We start from the raw sequence: 1,655 nt of genomic DNA, 5'->3' as shown, positions 1-1,655 counted from the left end.
ACTGGCTGTTCTCTATCCGCTCGGGTGGTCGGTGGGGTTCGAACAGGGGCCTGGTTCGGGTGAGTCGGCCGATGCGGATGCATGGAAGAAGGGCCTCTTGGTAGCTCGCGGATGTCGAGTCCAGCGAGGAGCAAGAGGCCCTGTTGTCGAAGTGTCGCGTGGTCATGGTTGCCGGGTCCAGTCCGTCCACTCCTGGGTGCGACTGTCTCGCCCACAGGTTCGGAAACGCGGCCGACCGGCCAGAGCGCCGGTCCCGGTACGGCTCGGACATGAGCGATGCCGAGTGGGCTCTGGTGCGGGATCTACTGCCGGTGCCGGGATGGCTGGCCGGCCGGGGCGGGCGGCCGGAGGGCTACTGCCACCGGCAGATGATCGATGCGGTGCGCTACCTCGTCGACAACGGCATCAAGTGGCGGGCGATGCCCTCGGACTTCCCGCCCTGGCCGCGCGTGTATGCCTTCTTCGCCCGCTGGCGGGATGCGGGGCTGATCGCCGAGCTGCACGACCGGCTGCGCGAGGCCGTCCGCCGGGCCGAGGGCCGGGACCAGGAGCCGAGTGCGGCGGTCATCGACTCGCAGTCGGTGAAGGCGGACGCCACCGTCGCCCTCACCTCGCGGGGCTTCGACGCGGGGAAGAAGGTCAACGGACGCAAGCGCCACTTGCTCACCGACACGCTCGGTCTGCTGCTGGCCGTGCTGGTCACGCCGGCGTCGACCACCGACCGGGACGCCGGACGCATCCTGCTGGCGATGGCCAGGGGCCGCTTCGGGCGGCTGGCACGGGTCTGGGCGGACGGCGGTTACACCGGCCATCTCGTCGACTGGAGTGCGGCACAGCTCGGCGTCGTTCTCGACATCGTCCGCCGCAGCGACGACACCCGCGGTTTCCAGGTCCTGCCCCGCCGCTGGGTCGTGGAGAGATCTTTCGCCTGGTGCCTGCGCAGTCGGCGCCTGGTCCGGGACTACGAGCGGCGCACCGACACCAGCGAAGCCGTCGTTCTGTGGTCGATGACCATGCTCATGAGCCGCCGCCTGGCCGCCCGGCACCAGCAGCGTTTTGCTCCGACAGTGGCAGAGGCAGCGTGAACCTGCCCGGTTTCGCCTCGACCAGCCAGCCTCGTTCCACCAGCCGCTTCAGCCGTGCCCTGGCTCCCTCGACGCGGGAGGCGGACGCAGTGTCCCAGCCCAGCACCACCGCCGCCCGCCGGGCGCCAAGCCCGTCGTCTCCCGCATCGACCGCGGCGGTCATCAACGCCTGGTAGTCCGGCGACAACTCCTCCACTTCGGTCGCGTGTCGCCTGTGAGGCACCGCCCGGCGCGGTCCGACCGGCTTCCTCCTGGACTCCTCGCCGGTCACGTCGGCGGGTGCAGCCTCCTCGGCCAGCGCCTCCAGATACTGCTCCATGCCGATCACCCGGCGCCGGTACACCTCTTCCGCGTCCGCCAGAGCCGTCCGCACCCGTTCCAACTCCGCTTTGAGTTGCTTCACCTGCGCAGCTGCGGCCTTCTGCCGCGTTTCCAGAACCGCCCGCATCGACGGCATCCGCCACCTCCACGACATCTCGCCCGGCAACAAGCCGAGGCTCCCGCGGCAGCAGCTACTTCATGCCTGACCTGCGCAAATGTCACACGAGGTTCGGAAAGAGAACGGCCTCT

Annotated in this window: 2 protein-coding genes; one reads left to right on the top strand and one right to left on the bottom strand. The window is 69.6% G+C overall.

Annotation, left to right across the window (positions count from 1 at the left end; all coding sequences use genetic code 11):
* Positions 1 to 269: 269 nt before the first annotated feature.
* A complete protein-coding gene (locus tag ACIRF9_RS52605; RefSeq protein ID WP_403837795.1) occupies positions 270 to 1,085 on the top strand; it encodes an IS5 family transposase in 816 nt (271 codons plus the stop codon).
* On the opposite strand, the gene ACIRF9_RS52600 is transcribed toward ACIRF9_RS52605, so the two are convergent.
* Entirely contained in the window at positions 1,018 to 1,533 is a 516-nt protein-coding gene (locus tag ACIRF9_RS52600) for a hypothetical protein (RefSeq protein WP_403837797.1), read from the bottom strand. The genes ACIRF9_RS52605 and ACIRF9_RS52600 overlap by 68 nt on opposite strands.
* Positions 1,534 to 1,655 lie beyond the last annotated feature (122 nt).

This window comes from Streptomyces sp. NPDC096132 (assembly GCF_044763345.1).
Lineage (GTDB): Bacteria > Actinomycetota > Actinomycetes > Streptomycetales > Streptomycetaceae > Streptomyces.
This window is presented reverse-complemented; position numbering and strand designations above follow the sequence as displayed.